17 protein-coding genes are annotated in these 18,129 nt (G+C 35.1%); 15 read left to right on the top strand and 2 right to left on the bottom strand.

The window, feature by feature from the left end; all coding sequences use genetic code 11:
• The 4 genes from mreC to rodA are packed head-to-tail and all read left to right on the top strand — an operon-like array spanning position 1 to position 4,493.
• Entirely contained in the window at positions 1-825 is an 825-nt protein-coding gene (mreC, locus tag ISU00_RS10795) for a rod shape-determining protein MreC (RefSeq protein WP_228850670.1), read from the top strand.
• The gene (locus ISU00_RS10790; protein WP_228850669.1) at positions 818-1,324 is read left to right on the top strand and encodes a rod shape-determining protein MreD; all 507 of its coding nucleotides are present in this window, start codon (positions 818-820) and stop codon (positions 1,322-1,324) included. The genes mreC and ISU00_RS10790 overlap by 8 nt, the downstream gene beginning before the upstream one ends.
• Positions 1,321-3,207, top strand: a complete 1,887-nt coding sequence (gene mrdA, locus ISU00_RS10785) for a penicillin-binding protein 2 (RefSeq protein ID WP_228850668.1) — start codon at positions 1,321-1,323, stop codon at positions 3,205-3,207. The genes ISU00_RS10790 and mrdA overlap by 4 nt, the downstream gene beginning before the upstream one ends.
• A 5-nt stretch (positions 3,208-3,212) precedes the next feature.
• Positions 3,213-4,493 (top strand): rod shape-determining protein RodA, encoded by a 1,281-nt coding sequence (gene rodA / locus ISU00_RS10780; RefSeq protein WP_228850667.1) that lies wholly within the window; start codon positions 3,213-3,215, stop codon positions 4,491-4,493.
• A 1-nt stretch (position 4,494) separates the two neighbouring features.
• Here the strand turns inward: rodA and ISU00_RS10775 are convergent, their stop codons facing one another.
• Positions 4,495-7,125, bottom strand: a complete 2,631-nt coding sequence (locus ISU00_RS10775; protein WP_228850666.1) for a valine--tRNA ligase — start codon at positions 7,123-7,125, stop codon at positions 4,495-4,497.
• 172 nt (positions 7,126-7,297) lie between these two features.
• Between ISU00_RS10775 and ISU00_RS10770 the strand changes: the two genes are divergently transcribed.
• On the top strand, positions 7,298-7,729 hold the full coding sequence (locus ISU00_RS10770) for a DUF1573 domain-containing protein (RefSeq protein WP_228850665.1): 432 nt from the start codon (positions 7,298-7,300) through the stop codon (positions 7,727-7,729).
• A 36-nt stretch (positions 7,730-7,765) separates the two neighbouring features.
• Here ISU00_RS10770 and ISU00_RS10765 read toward each other — a convergent pair whose 3' ends face one another.
• Positions 7,766-9,007 (bottom strand): aspartyl protease family protein, encoded by a 1,242-nt coding sequence (locus ISU00_RS10765; RefSeq protein ID WP_228850664.1) that lies wholly within the window; start codon positions 9,005-9,007, stop codon positions 7,766-7,768.
• A gap of 243 nt (positions 9,008-9,250) precedes the next feature.
• Here ISU00_RS10765 and ISU00_RS10760 point away from each other — a divergent pair, with 243 nt between their 5' ends.
• From ISU00_RS10760 to gap, 10 genes are all read left to right on the top strand, one after another.
• Positions 9,251-10,444: a pyridoxal phosphate-dependent aminotransferase gene (locus ISU00_RS10760; protein ID WP_228850663.1), complete on the top strand. Its 1,194-nt coding sequence runs from the start codon at positions 9,251-9,253 to the stop codon at positions 10,442-10,444.
• Positions 10,444-11,457 carry a UDP-N-acetylmuramate dehydrogenase gene (gene murB, locus ISU00_RS10755; RefSeq protein ID WP_228850662.1) on the top strand — a complete coding sequence of 338 codons (1,014 nt, stop codon included), beginning with the start codon at positions 10,444-10,446 and terminating at the stop codon, positions 11,455-11,457. The genes ISU00_RS10760 and murB overlap by 1 nt, the downstream gene beginning before the upstream one ends.
• Before the next feature lie 166 nt (positions 11,458-11,623).
• Positions 11,624-12,154, top strand: coding sequence for an RNA polymerase sigma factor (locus ISU00_RS10750; RefSeq protein ID WP_228850661.1), 531 nt, complete (start codon positions 11,624-11,626; stop codon positions 12,152-12,154).
• Positions 12,155-12,165: 11 nt separating this feature from the next.
• The gene (locus tag ISU00_RS10745) at positions 12,166-12,969 is read left to right on the top strand and encodes an anti-sigma factor (protein WP_228850660.1); all 804 of its coding nucleotides are present in this window, start codon (positions 12,166-12,168) and stop codon (positions 12,967-12,969) included.
• Between the two features lie 120 nt (positions 12,970-13,089).
• Complete coding sequence (locus ISU00_RS10740; protein WP_228850659.1) at positions 13,090-13,296, top strand: membrane or secreted protein; 207 nt, start codon at positions 13,090-13,092, stop codon at positions 13,294-13,296.
• Positions 13,297-13,299: 3 nt separating this feature from the next.
• Positions 13,300-14,412 (top strand): glycosyltransferase, encoded by a 1,113-nt coding sequence (locus ISU00_RS10735; protein ID WP_228850658.1) that lies wholly within the window; start codon positions 13,300-13,302, stop codon positions 14,410-14,412.
• On the top strand, positions 14,403-14,954 hold the full coding sequence (locus ISU00_RS10730) for an RNA polymerase sigma factor (protein WP_228850657.1): 552 nt from the start codon (positions 14,403-14,405) through the stop codon (positions 14,952-14,954). The genes ISU00_RS10735 and ISU00_RS10730 overlap by 10 nt, the downstream gene beginning before the upstream one ends.
• On the top strand, positions 14,951-16,171 hold the full coding sequence (locus ISU00_RS10725) for an Nramp family divalent metal transporter (protein ID WP_228850656.1): 1,221 nt from the start codon (positions 14,951-14,953) through the stop codon (positions 16,169-16,171). Before ISU00_RS10730 ends, ISU00_RS10725 begins: the two co-directional genes overlap by 4 nt.
• A 46-nt stretch (positions 16,172-16,217) precedes the next feature.
• On the top strand, positions 16,218-17,096 hold the full coding sequence (lipA, locus tag ISU00_RS10720; RefSeq protein WP_228850655.1) for a lipoyl synthase: 879 nt from the start codon (positions 16,218-16,220) through the stop codon (positions 17,094-17,096).
• A gap of 2 nt (positions 17,097-17,098) precedes the next feature.
• Complete coding sequence (gap, locus tag ISU00_RS10715; protein ID WP_228850654.1) at positions 17,099-18,115, top strand: type I glyceraldehyde-3-phosphate dehydrogenase; 1,017 nt, start codon at positions 17,099-17,101, stop codon at positions 18,113-18,115.
• Positions 18,116-18,129 lie beyond the last annotated feature (14 nt).

Here is an 18,129-nt window from a genome sequence, read left to right as displayed (position 1 = left end):
ATGCAACAAATAATCAACTTTGTTATAAGGAACAAAACTGTTCTCTTGTTCATGTTGCTTTTTGGTCTTTCTTTGATTTTTACCATTCAGTCACATTCTTACCATCGATCTAAATTTATAAACTCAGCCAATTTTTTAACTGGCGGTATTTACGGTGCAGCTAATGGGATTGGAGCCTATTTCGATTTGAAAAAACAAAATGATATTCTTCAAGCGGAGAATAATTATTTAAGATCATTGTTATACCAAAAGGAAATTGAGATAGAAGACAGCCTGAAAGTAGATTCCATAAATTCTACTATTTATAATTTTGTACCGGCAAAAGTTTATAAAAACAGTTATTCATCAAAGAATAATTATATAACAATAAATAGAGGCACTTCCCAAGGTATACAACAAGATCAGGGTGTAATTACTTCAAAGGGAATTGTGGGAATTGTTGAAAATACCTCGAGTAATTATGCCTCAGTGATTTCAATACTAAATTCTAAAAGCCGCATTAACGCTCAATTAAAAAGAACTAATCATATCGGATCATTGGTTTGGAATGCCAAGTCACCTTACTTTTGCCAATTAATAGATATTTCCAAATTCGCGCCGGTAAAGCAGGGAGATACTATAGTAACTGGTGGTCAATCCACCATATTTCCCCAAGGCGTTCCGATAGGTATAATTTCAAAATTTATTTTAGATCCCAACGGTGACACCTATACGATAAATGTTGAATTGTTTAATGACATGACAAATCTTGGACATGTCTATGTTATTGAAAATCTACATTCAGAAGAGATTAGACAATTGCAGGAAACTACGGTAGATGAGTAATTTCGATTTCAAATTAGCAATTCAATTTGTAGCATTAATATTGGTACAAGCGTTGATTTTGAACCATATAAATTTTCTCGGTTATATAAACCCCTATTTATACTTAATTTTTATACTGCTTTACCCAATAAAAAATGATCGTACGACGTTTATTTTTATCAGTTTCCTATTAGGGTTATTTGTGGATATTTTTTCAGATTCTGGTGGTATAAATGCTGCTGCTAGTGTATTTATCGCTTTTATTAGACCCGTAATTTTAAAATTTTCATTTGGAATGGTTTACGAATACCAAACCTTAAAATTTAGTTCTACCGATTTAGGAAATAGAATGATTTATTTTCTCATTATGATATTAATACATCATTTTATACTATTTAGTATGGACGTTTTTAATTTCGCGGATATACTAACCATTTTACAGAGAACCATCTTCTCTGGCATATTTACTTTAGTCTTATGCCTGTTCACAACCATTCTATTCAGTAAAAAAGCAAGATGAGAAAATTGTTATTGTTGTTTGTACTAGTTTCTGTTTCTTTGATTTTCATTGGGCGATTGTTTTATCTCCAAGTATTCAATCAAGAGGAATATAACCTGTATGATGACAATGCAATCCGCAAAGTTTATGATTATCCCAAAAGGGGATATATTTATGATAGAAATGGAAAATTGTTGGTTGCCAACCAGCCCTCCTATGATGTAATGGTAATACCCAGAGAAGTTGAACCATTAGATACATTAGAATTCTGTAATCTTTTAAAAATAGATAAAGGGCGATTTAAAGAACTTTACCGCAAAGCTTACGTCTATTCTCCTAGGTTGCCATCCGTTTTTGTTCCTCAATTATCTAAAAGTGATTATGCCGTTCTACAGGAAAAAATGCGAAAATATAAAGGGTTTTACATTCAAAAGAGATCCTTAAGAGATTATCAGACCTCTATTGGCGCTAATGTTTTAGGGGATATCGGAGAAGTAAGCCCTTCAATTATCGATCGGGACCATTATTATAAAATGGGGGATTTGATAGGAAAGCAAGGTGTTGAAAAATCTTACGAACAAACATTAAGAGGCGTAAAGGGAATTAAGTTTATCCAAAAGGATCGATTTAATAGAGATATTGGTCCGTATAAAAATGGGATTCACGACACCTTACCCGAGCCTGGCAAAGACATCCATATTACCATTGATGCCGAACTTCAAGAGTATGGTGAAAAATTAATGGAACACAAACGCGGTGGGATTATTGCTATTGAACCAAGTAGCGGTGAAATACTTGCCATGGTATCCGCACCCTCTTATAATCCAAATTTATTGGTTGGAAGGGATCGTTCTAAAAACTTCTCTGAACTTTACCGGGACTCAATTGCAAAACCTCTATTTGACAGAAGCCTACAAGCCCAATATCCACCCGGATCGCCTTTTAAAGTACTAAATGCTCTTATAGGTCTTCAAGAAAATGTAGTTGATGTAAATGAAGTAATTGGTTGTAAAGGCGGATATTATTTAGGGGGTAGAAGATTAACAGCCTGTCACCACAGGGGCCCTGTTAACATGATTTCTGGTATTTACCATTCTTGCAACACTTATTTCGTTACACTTTATAGAAGAATTGTAGACAAATATGGAGACCCTGGAAAAGGTACTAATATTTGGAGTGATCATTGTAAAAGTTTCGGGTTAGGTAATTATTTGAATAATGACCTATCCGTAGGCCAAAAAGGAAGGATTCCATCTGGGGACTATTACGATAATGCCTATGGCGAAGGTCGCTGGGCTTCAACCTATATTGTTTCAAATGCAATCGGCCAAGGTGAAGTCGAAGCTACTCCAATTCAATTAGCGAATATGGCGGCAGCTATTTCAAATCGCGGCTATTATTACACACCTCATATTATTAAAGAGATAGAAGGACAACCAATTGATAGCTCTTTTACCAAAAAGAATGAAACCTCCATAGATAAAAAATTTTTTGAGCCTATTATAGAAGGTATGTTCGATGTGTATAATTTAGGAACCGCTACACATTTACAAATACCCGATATTGAAATTTGCGGAAAAACAGGAACTGCTGAAAATTTTACGAAAATTGATGGTGTTAAAACGCAATTAACCGACCATTCAATATTTGTTGCTTTCGCCCCTAAAGATAACCCTAAAATAGCCATAGCCGTATTTGTTGAGAATGGTTATTGGGGAGGTCGTTTTGCTGGTAGAATTGCAAGCTTAATGATAGAAAAATATATTAAAGGTGAGATAACCAGAAGAGATTTGGAAAAATGGGTAATGTCGCACAGCCTTGAAAATGAATATGCTAAACCTTTGTCGGGCGAACCATTTAAAATTAATGGTGAAGCTCAAATGCAGCGAATCGACATTGAATAAGGAAAATGTCTAGAGACTCCTCAGGAAAATATAATTTTGATTGGATTACCATCTCGCTTTTTATGCTTTTGGTTGGATTTGGATGGCTGAATATCCTATCTGCATCCCATTCGGATGAAGTTCTGAATTATTTCAATTTAGATGAACCCTACGGAAAACAATTGGTTTTCATAGGTATGACCTTTATTTTGATAATTTTAGTACTAGCGGTAGACGCAAAGTTTTATGAACGTTTTGCTAGCGTAATTTACCTGATATCTATACTCTCCCTATTAGGTTTATTTCTTTTCGGAAAGAATGTGAATGGTGCCACATCGTGGTATTCCATTGGAAGTATGACCCTTCAACCCAGTGAATTTGCCAAATTCGCTACGTCATTGGCAGTTGCCAAATATATAAGCGACCTGCAAACGGAAATGAATAGGCTATCTGATCAACTTAAAACTGTTGCTATTATTGCCATTCCTGCTATTCTTATTTTATTACAAAATGATGCCGGAAGTACGGTAGTTTATGCATCTTTCTTCTTTGTTTTTTATAGGGAAGGAATTCAACATATCTATCTAATAATTGGGTTTATTATTATAGTTTTGGCAGTCCTTTCATTAAAATTCGGTGTAGCAATAACACTAATTATTTGCGCCGTTATAATGGGTATAATGTTCTACATAAAAAGGAAACGAAGGCAATCAATATTTCAATATATTATAGCCCTTGTGGTATTTGCTGCCTTTGCTTTTGGTGTAAAATTCTTTTATGAAAGTATTCTTAAACCTCATCAGCAGGATAGAATTAGTTTGTGGCTAAGGCTCGAAAAAGATCCAGAAAAACTGGCTGAAATGAAACAAACCATTCTATACAACCTTCATGAATCTGAAAAAGCCATAAGTTCAGGAGGATTATTAGGACGGGGGTTTATGCAAGGGACTAGAACAACTGGAAAATTTGTACCGGAACAACACACTGATTATATTTTTAGTACGGTTGGCGAAGAATGGGGATTTGCAGGCAGCGTTTTAGTCATTTTTCTTTTTACTGCTTTACTTGCTCGTATAATATTTCTAGCCGAATCTCAAAAAAATCAGTTCAGCAGGGTGTATGGTTACTGCGTGGCTTCCATATTCTTTTTCCATTATCTCATAAATATTGGGATGGTGATGGGATTAATACCAACTATTGGCATACCCCTACCCTTTTTCAGTTATGGCGGATCCGGTCTATGGGGATTCACCATACTACTATTTATTTTCGTGAAGCTAGATTCTAATAAAATAAATGAATGGTAGCTTAATTTAATGCTGCCAAGCTCGCCTTTATAGCTTCAATTTTTGCTATGGCATCTGCTTCCTTCTTTCTTTCAACCGCAACCACTTGCTCAGGGGCATTATTGACGAATCGTTCATTTGAAAGTTTACCTTGAACCGATTTTAAAAACCCTTGTGTATACTCCAATTCCTCATTCAACTTTTGTATTTCCTCTTCAATATCAATACCTCCAGAAATAGGTATAAAGTATTCATTAGATTTTACCCTAAAAGTTAAAGCCCCATCAATGGAACTATCGACATAAGAGAGATTTTCAATATTTCCTAATTTTGAAATTATTGAATCAAATGTGGTTTTCGCCTTTTCGTTGTTTAGAATAGCAAAATTAATAGTATCCTTAAAAGAGATATTTTTCTCTTTTCTAATGGTTCTTATACCGGAAATGACATCCTGCGCAAATTCAAAACCAGAAACCAAATCTGCATCAAAAGATACCGCAGTTGGCCATGCAGAAATGATTAATGCATTTTTAGGCGATCTTTCACTAATCTGCTGCCAGATTTCCTCGGTTAAAAATGGCATAAAGGGATGAAGAATTTTAAGGTTGTTTTCGAAAAGGCTTATAATACTTTCGAGTGTTTGGCCGTCAATTGGGTCTCCGAAGGCAGGTTTAACCATTTCCAACAACCAAGAGCAGAAATCATCCCACACCAACTTATATGTGGCCATCAACGCATCATTCAATCTATATTTTGAAAATTGATCCTCAATTTCCGCTAAAGTCTGTTGAAATATAGCATTATACCAATCAATAGCTATTTTGCTAGACTCTGGCTGGGCAATTGTTTTATCAACTTCCCAACCTTTGACCAATCTAAATGCATTCCATATTTTATTAGCAAAGGCTTTACCTTGCCCACAAAGAGATTCATCGAAAGGCAAATCGTTTCCAGCTGGGGAACACATCAACATACCAACCCGAACTCCGTCAGCCCCGTATTCATCCATTAATTGTATGGGATCTGGTGAATTGCCTAAAGACTTAGACATTTTTCTTCCTAATTTATCCCTGACAATTCCAGTGTAATAGACATTTTTAAATGGAAGCTCTCCTCTGTATTCATAACCAGCAATTATCATACGGGCCACCCAGAAAAACATAATTTCAGGGGCCGTCACCAAATCATTGGTTGGATAATAGTATTGAATTTCCTTGTTTTCGGGTTCATTGATACCATTGAAAACTGAAATTGGCCATAACCATGATGAAAACCAAGTATCCAGAGCATCTGGATCTTGCTGTAAATTACCAGAGGTTAAATTATAATTGCCTGACTTCTGTTTTGCTTTTTCTAAAGCTTCTCCTTTGGAAGACGCTACGACAAAATCCTCAACACCTTCTCCATAGAAATATGCCGGAATCTGATGTCCCCACCATAATTGGCGGGAAATATTCCAATCTCTAACATTTTCCATCCAATGACGGTAGGAGTTTTTGAATTTAGAAGGATGAAATTGAATAGTGTCATTCATTACATTTTCCAAAGCTGGTTTTGCCAAATCTTCCATTTTCAAAAACCACTGTGCAGAAACCTTAGGCTCTATTACAGCTTTGGTACGTTCCGAAGTCCCCACTTTATTAGTATGTGGCTCAATTTTTAATATGTGCCCAAGACTTTTGAGTTCCTCGACAATTTCCTTACGGACTACAAACCTATCCTTGCCCTCATAATGCAACCCATAGGAGTTTAGTGTAGCATCGTCATTAAAAATATCTATAACCTCCAAATGATGTTTTTCGCCCAGGACCTTGTCGTTTGGGTCATGTGCAGGGGTTACCTTAAGACAGCCAGTACCAAATTCTATTTCTACATATTCATCCTGTATTATTGGAATAACACGTCCAGAAATCGGGACTATGGCTTTCTTGCCTCTTAAATTAACAAAACGGTCATCATTTGGATTTATACATATTGCAGTATCACCCAATATGGTTTCCGGACGAGTTGTTGCAATAGTCAAAGTCTCATCTGAACCTTCAATCTTGTAATTGACATAATAAAGGTGTCCTTGTCTTTCCTCATAGATAACCTCTTCATCGGACAATGTGGTTTTCGCCTCAGGATCCCAATTCACCATTCGATATCCACGGTAAATTAAACCCTTTTTATACAAATCAATAAAAACTTTGGTGACAGATTCAGACAAATCGTCATCCATTGTAAATTTCGTTCTTTCCCAATCGCATGAAGCCCCTAACTTCTTTAATTGTTCAAGAATAATACCGCCGTGTTTGTTTGTCCAATCCCAGGCATGTTTCAAAAACTCTTCACGTGTTAAGTCAGATTTATCAATGCCTTCGGCTTTTAACTTAGCAACCACTTTAGCCTCAGTTGCAATAGAAGCATGATCCGTTCCGGGAACCCAACAGGCATTGAAGCCCTGCATTCTTGCGCGTCTAATCAAAACATCTTGAATGGTGTTATTCAACATATGACCCATGTGCAATACCCCAGTAACATTCGGTGGAGGAATAACAATCGTGTAAGGTTGCCTATCATCAGGTTCTGAATGGAAATAGTTTTGTTCCATCCAGTAATTGTACCATTTAGATTCTACTTCAGATGCATTATATTTAGAGGCTAAAGCCATTTTGGTATTGTTTTTGAATATTAATCTGCAAAAGTACTCAGTAATTACTTTTTTAGGAAATAATTGGTTTTTAATCGGCTTAAAATCTGTTAATAAAACTGCCGTTCACCTAATTATTTTTGGGAATAAACAAAAAACAAGTATGTTTGAGTATCATTTAAAATTAAATGTGATGAAAAAATTAACACTATTACTATTTGTTGCGACTTTCAGTTTAGGTCTTTTTGCACAAGATAAAAAGGTGGCAAAAATTGAGTTTAAAACAGATGTTATTGATTACGGAACAATTGAAAAAGGTTCAGATGGTGTACGTGTATTCGAATTTACGAATACAGGAAATGCCCCATTAATTATATCTAGCGTGAAATCAACCTGCGGATGTACAGTTCCTAAAAAACCTGAAGGTCCAATTATGCCCGGCCAAACAGGAGAAATTGAGGTAAAGTACGACACCAATCGTGTAAACCCTATAAGAAAAACTATAACCGTTGAATCTAATGCAGAAACTCCAACGGTTGCGTTAAAAATTAAAGGTTTAGTTGTAGACTCTAAAGACAAAAGCGTTTTAGAAAAATCTGATAAAAGCGTAATGAACCAAAATTAAGAGGTTCAAAAAAATATATTATAATAAAACCCCTCATTATTGAGGGGTTTGTTGTTCAAAAACATTCTTTAAACGGAATTTATACTTCATCAGTAAACCGTCTCTCTCAATTTTTAAAGACATTATCTTGCCATCTTTATCATGAAATAAGCCATTCACCTCCTGAAGGCTATGTTTACTAGTATCCTTATTGTTTATTGAAATAACAACATCACCAACTAATAAACCAGCTTTTTCAGCAGGCGAATTTTCCCGAACTTGTACGATTGTAAAAGCAGGCTGGAGCGAATATTCCATTATTTGAACCATACTAATAGTATTATTTCCCGAACTTGAGGGATTAGTATTTCCTAAACTGCTCGGAAATAAATTCTCAATAGATGGCCTCTTTAAATCTTTCACTACCCTTAAACCCTGTTGCTCCAAAACTATCCCAGACTTATTATAGTAGAAAGGATCCTTAAAATGTGAATTTTTCTTAATGGTTAATTTGGCATTTTTGTAATCAACAATCATGTTAAACCTTCGTAATAGCCCACCGGCTATACTTCCATCCCGTTCTGAAAATTGTTGGGCGAACCTAATGGAGGCTGAATCGGGAAAAGCCACATTAACCTCGCTAAGTTCAAAGCTTTTCAATTTGAAAGTATTTACTTTTGAACGCTTCCCATGGACATCTCCACTTAACCCAAACCCCAAAAAGTCCCTGAAATATGGTTCCTTATCTAAATTAATTCCTTGATCGATATCCTCGAATAACCATAGGTCATCACTCCCTCCTGAGTCTATAAGCAGTTTAATCGGTATATTTTTATCACGAATCCCAACTATCGCATCCAAATAGGGTTTTTTGTTATTAAAAGTCAAATTAAAAACCTCACATTTTTTACACTCCTTATAGGTATAATAATTAGGGTCGTGTAATATTATGTGTTTCTTTTGATAATTTATTTCTACAATAAAATCCTTGAATAGATCATAACCAATTATACCATGTATGTCTGTTCCAAGCTTCGGTGTAAAATTCAAGGTCTGATCTATAATTACAAACAAATCCTGACTTATGTTAATGGCATCACCGATTTTAAGAACATTTTGTCTCGATCGTAGGGCTTCAATTGGTTCTCCCCCTCCCAAACCTCTTAGTTGAATGGTTTCAACATTATTGATTTGAAGAGAATCTGTAACATTTAAAAAATTAAATATAATTGGTTTTGTAACCCCTGTATCTAGTAAAAATGATAGTTCAACTCCATTTATCACAACAGGGACGATCATGAGATTATCAATTAACTGAAATCTTATCTTATCAGATGTGCGATACGGTAAGGCAAATTTATTCTGCGAAAATACCACATACGATTGTATGCACAGAATGCAGAATAAAATAAATTTCCTTAACACTGAAGTTAGCTTAGTTCTATACAATTTACGAATCTTTAGATTTCAACGAATTTTTCATTGGACTTTTTAAATTATTATTAAGATTATTTCAGAAATTTGCACAATTAAAATTTTACCATGCCATCTATATCAAAAAAGGGCAATAATATGCCCGAATCACCAATAAGAAAATTAGTGCCATATTCTGAAAAGGCTCATGCATTAGGAAAGACCGTATACCATTTAAACATTGGTCAGCCCGACATTAAAAGCCCAGAGATTGCAATGGATGCTGTAAAAATTCATTCCCTAGATGTATTGGCATATTCTCGATCTGAAGGCTCGCATGATTATCGTGTTAAAATTGCAGAATATTATAAAGGTTTCGGGGCAACGCAAATAGAAGCAGAGGATATAATAGTTACTACTGGTGGCAGTGAAGCCCTGTTATTCGCTTTTGGAAGTATTATGGATGTCGATGATGAAATTATCATCCCTGAACCTTTTTATGCAAATTATAATGGTTTTTCTGTAGCTTCGGGAGTAAATATTGTTCCTGTAATTTCTAAGATAGAGAATAATTTTGCCCTACCTCCAATAGAAGAGTTTGAGAAATTAATTAGTCCAAAAACCAAGGCAATCTTAATTTGCAACCCTGGGAATCCAACTGGTTATTTGTATTCAAAGGAAGAAATACAAAAATTAGCTGAAATTGTAAAGAAACATGACCTTTTCCTTATCGCTGACGAGGTATACCGTGAATTTATTTACGATGGAAAAAAGTTTCATTCCATTCTACAGGAAAAAGGTATAGAACAACATGCAATAGTTATAGATTCTGTTTCAAAACGATACAGTATGTGTGGCGCAAGGATTGGTTATTTAGTATCGAAAAACAAAGAAGTAATAAAAACGGCTTTAAAATATGCACAAGCAAGGTTAAGCCCTCCAACTTTTGCACAAATCGCGAGTGAGGCGGCTTTACAAACTCCTGCTTACTATTTTGAGGAGGTAATTAAAGAATATTCTCATAGAAGAAATTTATTAATTGAGGAGTTAAGAAAAATAGAAGGAATTAAGATCGGAGTTCCCAATGGCGCTTTTTACTGCATAGTTGAATTACCGATAAAAAATGCCGAGGAATTTGCAAAATGGCTTCTTAGCGATTTTGATGTTGATGGGGAAACAGTTATGTTAGCTCCCGCCGCTGGATTTTATTCGTCACCAAATGAGGGATTAAACCAAGTAAGAATCGCGTATGTCCTTAATGAGGAAAGCCTTATAAAATCGGTGAATATTCTAAAAGAAGCACTTAAAGTTTATAAAGATTAATGCAAATATTGCATGATTATCCCCTAAAAAGTCTGAACACTTTCGGTATTGAAGCCTATGCCAAAGAATATGTTCAGGTTGGAGATGTTTCAGAATTAAAACAAATACTCGAATTCAACCGGAATAAGAAAAAATTTATTTTGGGAGGTGGCAGCAATATGCTTCTCACAAAAAATATTGATGCCTTAGTTATAAATATTAACCTTAAGGGGATTGAGGTGGTGGATGAAACCACCGAAAGCGTTATAATTAAATGTGGAGCTGGAGAAACATGGCACCAACTGGTAATGCACTGCATAAATCTTGGCTTTGGAGGCTTAGAAAATCTCTCCCTTATTCCCGGAAATGTGGGCACCGCTCCAATTCAAAATATAGGTGCATACGGGGTTGAATTAAAGGATGTCTTTGAAAAATGCCAAACCATACATACCAAAACTGGCGAATTAAGAGAGTTTACAAAAGGAGAATGCAAATTTGGCTATCGTGAATCTGTTTTCAAAAATGAACTAAAAGGCGAATACATAATTACCCATGTATTCCTCAAGTTATCAAAGCATGGTTTTCATCGGCTTCACACTGAATATGGAGCAATAAGATCAAAATTAGAAGAATTTGGAAAATCGCCATCTATTGAAACTATTTCTGAAGCGGTTATAGCAATTAGGAAGGAAAAATTGCCTGACCCTAAAGAAATTGGTAACAGCGGAAGTTTTTTTAAAAATCCTGTTGTCAGTTCAGAGCAGTATAAAAAGTTATTGGAAAAATTTCCCGAGATTCCATCCTATCCTATTTCTGATTCAGAGGTTAAAGTGCCTGCTGGATGGTTAATTGAAAAAGCCGGATTTAAAGGAAAAACTTTCGGCAATTATGGCGTGCATAAAAACCAGGCGTTAGTATTGGTAAACTATGGGGGTGCTTCAGGAAAAGAAATTTTTCGACTCGCAAAAATTATACAAGCTACTATAATGCGAATATTTGGAATTTCCATAACACCAGAAGTAAATGTCATTTAACTTAACCGGCTTTTAATATCAATAATTCCAATCAATTAATCCTATTACCGCAAAATAAGGAATATCGTTTAATTTACTAATTTTACGGCCTCACCATAATATTAGGAATAATATTCAGTTTAATTTCGATATTGGTGAAACTAAGACTAAACTTAATTACTACAACTTGAGCTTTATACTTGAAGATAGGATAGTTGCCTTGCTAAAAGACGGTGATAAAAGAGCCCTAAATCTACTTTACGAAAATTATTCGGACAGTCTTTATGGTAGCATTTTAAAAGTAACTCGAAATGAAGAGGTTGCACAAGATGCCCTGCAGGAAACATTTGTTAAAGTTTGGAAAAATTCCAAAAAATATGACCCTAAAAAAGCCCGACTTTTTACGTGGTTGTTCCGTATAGCACGTAATACGGCAATAGATAAATTAAGAAGTTTCAATAATCGTTTTGAAAAGGAAATCCAAATCGACAAATCAGACGTATATATTTTACCGTCCACGAGTTTGAACCAAGACGTTTTGGATTTAAAAGAACATGTAGGGCGATTAGACCAAAAGTACCAAGAAGTTCTTCAAGCATTATTTTTTGAAGGATTGACACAACAAGAGGCCAGTGAAGAATTGGATATTCCGTTAGGTACTATAAAGTCTAGATTAAAAATTGGGTTGAGAGAACTCAAAAAAGTTTATAGTCCTTAAATCAAAACATAATGGAAAAAACATTACATACTTTCTTAAAATCTGGCCTTATTGAAAAATATGTGCTAGGCGACACTTCTCCTTCTGAGGAGTTGGAGGTAGAGTATTTCATTGAAAGGCATGATGAAGCCCGTTTGGAATATGAAAATACCCAAAAAAACCTCGAGATCTGGGCCAAGGCCAATGCTGTTGAGGCTCCTACATCTATCTTAGATAATATTTTAGGTGAAATTTCAGAAAAGACTGAAAAACAAACACCTGTTATTCATTTAAAAGAGAGGAATTCTCATACCCCTTGGTATAGTATTGCTGCAAGTATTGTTGCTTTAGTGTTCGCTGGATCTTCATACTTGTTGTATCAACAAAACCAATCTTTAAATCATGAAAATGATGTGGTAGTTGACGAGATATTCGATCTTCGAAGTGATATAGACAAAAACAATGAGAAACTGGATGATGTTATGAAACAGTTTATGAAACTTAACAATCCAGACACCAAAAAATATGTGCTTAAAGGAAACGAAAGAGCAAAAAACCTTAAGACAGTAGCCTATATTAATCCAGTTGAAAAAACCTCAATGATTGATGTAGCTACGCTTCCACAATTACCAAATGAAAAGTGCTACCAGATTTGGGCAGAAGTACAAGATAGGATGGTAAATCTTGGAATATTAGATCCATCTGAGAGCAATCTTCAAAATATTCCTTATCTGGAAGATGCCCTTGGACTAAGCATTACAATTGAAGATAAAGGAGGAGCAAATACTGCTACTGCAGACAATTCTGTAGCTGAAATTTCTCTTCAAAACAAATAACATCTTCAAATTCAACTATATAAAGGCCGATAATATCGGCCTTTTTTCATTTGTAAATCTAAATAATTAACATTCCTCAAAAATTCTTATTATCGTATCTTTGCAGCAAATTCAATTAGCATGAAACTTTTATTAATAACCCTTGTGTTATTAGCTTTAGGGGTTGCTGGAATAGCAATCAAAATTTGGGCAAAAAAAGACGGTAAATTTGCCGGTACCTGTGCCAGTCAGAATCCTATGCTAAATAAGGATGGTCAAGCCTGTGGGTTTTGCGGAAAAACACCCGATCAATTTCAAAATTGCAGCGAACCTCAACACTCTAAATAATTCATGATCATACCATTGATCCTGCTATTCATTTTTGTACTTGCCGTTATAGTTCAGTTGTATTATTACGGCATTATTTTTTCAAAATTATCTGGCTACAAAGGCAAAACAGCGTCAAAAAATGAACTTCCGATATCAGTAATTATTTGTGCCAAAAATGAGGCTAAAAACCTTAAAACCTTAATTCCTCTTTTGGTTGAACAAGATTACCCAAAATTTGAAATTGTTTTAATCAATGATAGTTCTTACGATAAGACCTTGAAAGTGATGAATAAGGCGAAGGAAGTCTACGATAATATTAAGATAGTGGACGTTAAAGAGGTTGACCGATTTAAATCGCATAAAAAGTACGCCTTAACCCTTGGTATTAAAGCAGCTTCATACGATTACCTTCTGTTCACTGATGCTGACTGCAAACCAAATTCGAAACACTGGATTTCAACAATGGCAAATCAATTCTCAAATAACAAACATATTGTCCTTGGATATGGAAAATATGAAAAGAGAAAAGGTTCCCTATTAAATGCACTTATCCGATTTGAGACCTTATTGGCTGCAACTCAGTATTTATCATACGCACTCAACAATAATCCCTATATGGGTGTGGGTAGAAATATGGCGTACAAAAAGGACTTGTTTTTTGAAAATAATGGATTTTTCAACCATATGGATGTTATGTCTGGCGATGATGATTTACTCATAAATTCAATTGCTACAAGTACTAATACCGCCATCTCAATCGAACCAGATTCCTTCACAACATCAATTCCTTCTAACGGTTTGGGCAAATGGATACATCAAAAAAGAAGGCACATTACTACTGCCTCATATTACAAAAAGGGGCATAAAATGTCCCTTGCAGTGTTTTATATAAGCAATATAACTTTCCTCACTATTGGAGCGACATTATTAATTCTTTGGCACCAACCGATACTTGTTGCCGCTTTGATTCTTTTCAGATATCTTTTTCAAATTATTACCTTAGGGAAAATTGCAAATAAACTCGAAGAAAAGGACATTATTCTATTATTCCCATTATTGGAAATCCTCCTTGTAATTGTGCAATTTAATATCTTTATAATGAATTTGATATCAAAACCAAAAAGGTGGAGTTAAAAGATGCCATTGAAAAAGCCAAGAACAATGATCAAGCGGCTTTTAAATTTCTTGTCGATACATTTTGGAATGATGTTTATGGTTTTCAATTAAAAAGAACTGCAAATGAAAATGATGCTGAGGATATTACCATTCAGACATTTTCTAAAGCCTTTGATAAATTAGAAACTTATAATGACACCTATAATTTCAAAACTTGGCTAATCACAATATCCAAGAACCTGCACATAGATTTAGTTAGGAAAACAAAAAAACAACTTGCTGAACGCTCCACAGATATAACAGATGGAGATTATAACGATGTCATTGACGAAAGCCCAACGGTTGAAGACAGATTAATTATGGAGCAAAATTTAGCAAAGTTGTTACGGGATATAAAAAAGCTAAAACCACATTACCAAGAAGTAATTAATCTTCGCTATTTTCAAGAATTAAGCTATAGTGAGATCTCCGAAGAAATTGGAGAACCTATAAATAACATAAAAATCAAACTTTTACGGGCCAAAAAATTATTATCGGAAATAATTTCGAATAGGAAATGAGTTTTAATTTGAAAAAGTTAGGGCCTGGGCTTCTTTTCGCAGGTGCCGCCATAGGTGTTTCGCATTTGGTTCAGTCCACTAGGGCTGGAGCAGATTATGGGTTTGGTCTGGTATGGGCGTTATTGGCAATCCACCTTGTAAAATATCCATTTTTTCAATTCGGTCCACGTTATGCAATGGCTACTGGAGAAAGCCTATTACATGGATATAAAAAACTTGGAAGAGGGGTTTTAATCATTTACATCCTATTGACTATTACAACAATGTTCACCATTCAAACAGCAGTGACAATTGTTTCTGCCGGGATTGCCGCTAGTCTGTTTCAAAATATAATCTCGACTGAAATTTGGACAGTTATCTTACTCGCCATTTGTGTACTAATATTGTTTAAAGGAAAATATTCTATTCTCGATAAAGCAATTAAGTTTATTGTTATAACCCTTTCTATTAGTACCCTATTAGCTGTTGCCATAGCTATATCAAACTTAAAATTAGAATTTGATTTGCAGCAAATAATTCCTAGCGGCACAGTCGGAATGGCCTTTTTAATCGCATTTATGGGCTGGATGCCTGCACCTTTAGATATTTCAGTTTGGCAATCATTATGGGCAATTGAAAAACAAAAGGATGATGCAGATTATGAAGTAAAATCTTCCCTTTTTGATTTTAATGTTGGTTATATTTCAACAATTATTGTTGGTCTTTGCTTTATAGTTTTAGGGGCGTTAGTAATGTTTCATTCGCCTGATGAAATAAGCCCCCAAGCCTCTGTCTTTAGCGGACAATTAATCAATATGTACACTAGCAACTTAGGCACTTGGGCTTATCCTATTATCGGGGTGGCTGCCTTTACGACTATGTTTAGCACAACATTAACCACTCTAGATGCCTCTCCTAGAGCCATGGATCAATCCATTGGCTTATTAACAAACAAAATCAAAAAGAATGGTTATTTGATTTGGTTAATAATATTAGCAATGGGTACAATTGCAATATTTTTTTTCCTAGCATCGGAAATGGGAATACTTATTCAAATAGCAACCATTGTTTCCTTCCTCACTGCTCCTTTTTATGCCATTTCTAATTATGCTTTAATTTGTAGCAAACATACTCCCAAGGATTGGCGGCCTTCTATTTATATGCATATAATTAGTATTGTTGGTATACTCTTCCTAATTGCATTTGGTATTTGGTATCTACTATCGATCTACCAATAATTGTTGATATAATTGTATCTTTGCCCTTCAGATTCAATGAAATTTTATGTCGACTGAAACCCTTCAAAAATCAACCGAACAAAGACAACCAAAACCTAAGTGGCTTAGAGTAAAGCTACCTACTGGGAAAAAGTATACTGAACTTAGGGGGTTGGTTGATAAATACAACCTAAATACGATATGCACTTCCGGAAGTTGTCCAAATATGGGCGAATGTTGGGGTGAAGGTACAGCCACCTTCATGATTTTGGGAAACATTTGCACAAGGAGTTGTGGCTTTTGTGGTGTAAAAACTGGGAGACCAGAATCAGTTGATTGGGATGAACCAGAAAAAGTTGCCAGATCAATTAAAATTATGAATATCAAACACGCTGTTATTACAAGTGTAGATAGGGATGATTTAAAAGATATGGGAACCATTATTTGGTCTGAAACAGTAAAAGCCATTCGAAGAATGAATCCTAATACAACCCTGGAAACTCTGATTCCTGATTTTCAAGGTTCAGAAAAACATTTAGACCGAATGATTGATGTGGCCCCTGAGGTAATTTCCCATAATATAGAAACTGTAAGGCGTTTAACGCGCCAAGTTAGGATTCAAGCCAAATACGATCGTAGTCTAGGTGTATTAAAATATTTAAAGGAAAATGGTCAAAGGAGAACCAAGTCTGGAATCATGTTAGGACTTGGCGAAACAAGAGAAGAAGTGATACAGACACTACATGATCTAAAAGAACATAAAGTTGACGTAGTTACAATAGGTCAATATTTGCAACCTAGCAAACGCCATTTACCGGTTCAGAACTTTGTAACTCCCGAACAATTTACAGAGTTTAGAGAAATTGGACTGGATCTAGGATTTAGGCATGTTGAAAGTAGCGCCTTGGTTCGATCTTCTTATCACGCTCATAAACATATTCATTAAAAATGATTCGTGTAGGAATAAATGGTTTCGGTCGCATTGGGCGACGGATTACTAGACTTTGCCTACTTAGATCTGATATACAAATCGTCGCGATAAATGATATTGCGAATAATGAAGTATTATCCCATCTTTTAAAATATGATAGTATACATGGAACTTTACCAAAACTAGTAAGTTTCAACCAAAATGGAATTGTTATAGACTCTGTCGAAATTCCGGTTTTACATTATTCACATCCTTCAGAAATTCAATGGGGCAAATACGATGTAGACTTTGTAATAGAATGCACAGGAAAGTTCAAGACAACTGAAGAATTAACCCACCATATTGAAAATGGTGCTAAACGTGTTATATTATCTGTACCTCCATTAGATGATAGAATTAAAATGGTGGTGTTGGGCGTTAATGACAGTATTGTAGAAAATACCGATTTAATTATTTCAAATGCTTCCTGCACTACCAATAATGCCGCCCCTATGTTGAAACTGATGGATGATCACTTTAATATAAAGCAGGCATATATTACTACTGTCCATTCTTATACAACTGATCAAAGTTTGCACGATCAACCTCATAAAGATTTAAGACGATCAAGGGCTGCTGGCCAATCAATTATTCCAACCACTACAGGAGCGGCAAAAGCTCTTACAAAAATATTTCCTCATCTAATTAATGTCATTGGTGGATGCGGTATTCGAGTACCAGTCCCAAATGGATCCCTAACCGATATGACCTTGAATGTAAAGAAAGAAGTTTCTATTGAACAGGTAAATAGTATTTTTCAAAAAGCGGCTGAGACAGATTTAAAGGGTATTTTAAGATATACGGCAGACCCAATAGTTTCTATTGATATCGTCGGGGATTCACATTCCTGCATTTTCGATTCACTTATGACTTCGGTCATAGGGAATATGGTAAAAATCATAGGATGGTATGATAATGAGACAGGTTACAGTCAAAGAATTTTAGATTTAATTTGCAATTTATCGAAGAAATCATCACTTTTATCGAAGAAATAATTATATTTGTTCGA

The organism is Aegicerativicinus sediminis, from assembly GCF_015476115.1.
GTDB lineage: Bacteria > Bacteroidota > Bacteroidia > Flavobacteriales > Flavobacteriaceae > Aegicerativicinus > Aegicerativicinus sediminis.
Note: the sequence above shows the minus strand (reverse complement) of the source record. Positions and strands in the feature narration are given on the sequence as shown.

Bases quoted from the DNA above. Each gene is read 5' to 3' on its own strand.
- gap (WP_228850654.1), top strand. From the start codon at position 17,099: ATGATTCGTGTAGGAATAAATGGTTTCGGTCGCATTGGGCGACGGATT.
- ISU00_RS10770 (WP_228850665.1), top strand. From the start codon at position 7,298: ATGAAAAAATTAACACTATTACTATTTGTTGCGACTTTCAGTTTAGGT.
- ISU00_RS10765 (WP_228850664.1), bottom strand. From the start codon at position 9,007: ATGATCGTCCCTGTTGTGATAAATGGAGTTGAACTATCATTTTTACTA.
- ISU00_RS10790 (WP_228850669.1), top strand. From the start codon at position 818: ATGAGTAATTTCGATTTCAAATTAGCAATTCAATTTGTAGCATTAATA.
- ISU00_RS10740 (WP_228850659.1), top strand. From the start codon at position 13,090: ATGAAACTTTTATTAATAACCCTTGTGTTATTAGCTTTAGGGGTTGCT.
- mreC (WP_228850670.1), top strand. From the start codon at position 1: ATGCAACAAATAATCAACTTTGTTATAAGGAACAAAACTGTTCTCTTG.
- lipA (WP_228850655.1), top strand. From the start codon at position 16,218: ATGTCGACTGAAACCCTTCAAAAATCAACCGAACAAAGACAACCAAAA.
- rodA (WP_228850667.1), top strand. From the start codon at position 3,213: ATGTCTAGAGACTCCTCAGGAAAATATAATTTTGATTGGATTACCATC.
- ISU00_RS10775 (WP_228850666.1), bottom strand. From the start codon at position 7,125: ATGGCTTTAGCCTCTAAATATAATGCATCTGAAGTAGAATCTAAATGG.
- ISU00_RS10760 (WP_228850663.1), top strand. From the start codon at position 9,251: ATGCCATCTATATCAAAAAAGGGCAATAATATGCCCGAATCACCAATA.
- mrdA (WP_228850668.1), top strand. From the start codon at position 1,321: ATGAGAAAATTGTTATTGTTGTTTGTACTAGTTTCTGTTTCTTTGATT.
- murB (WP_228850662.1), top strand. From the start codon at position 10,444: ATGCAAATATTGCATGATTATCCCCTAAAAAGTCTGAACACTTTCGGT.
- ISU00_RS10725 (WP_228850656.1), top strand. From the start codon at position 14,951: ATGAGTTTTAATTTGAAAAAGTTAGGGCCTGGGCTTCTTTTCGCAGGT.
- ISU00_RS10745 (WP_228850660.1), top strand. From the start codon at position 12,166: ATGGAAAAAACATTACATACTTTCTTAAAATCTGGCCTTATTGAAAAA.
- ISU00_RS10735 (WP_228850658.1), top strand. From the start codon at position 13,300: ATGATCATACCATTGATCCTGCTATTCATTTTTGTACTTGCCGTTATA.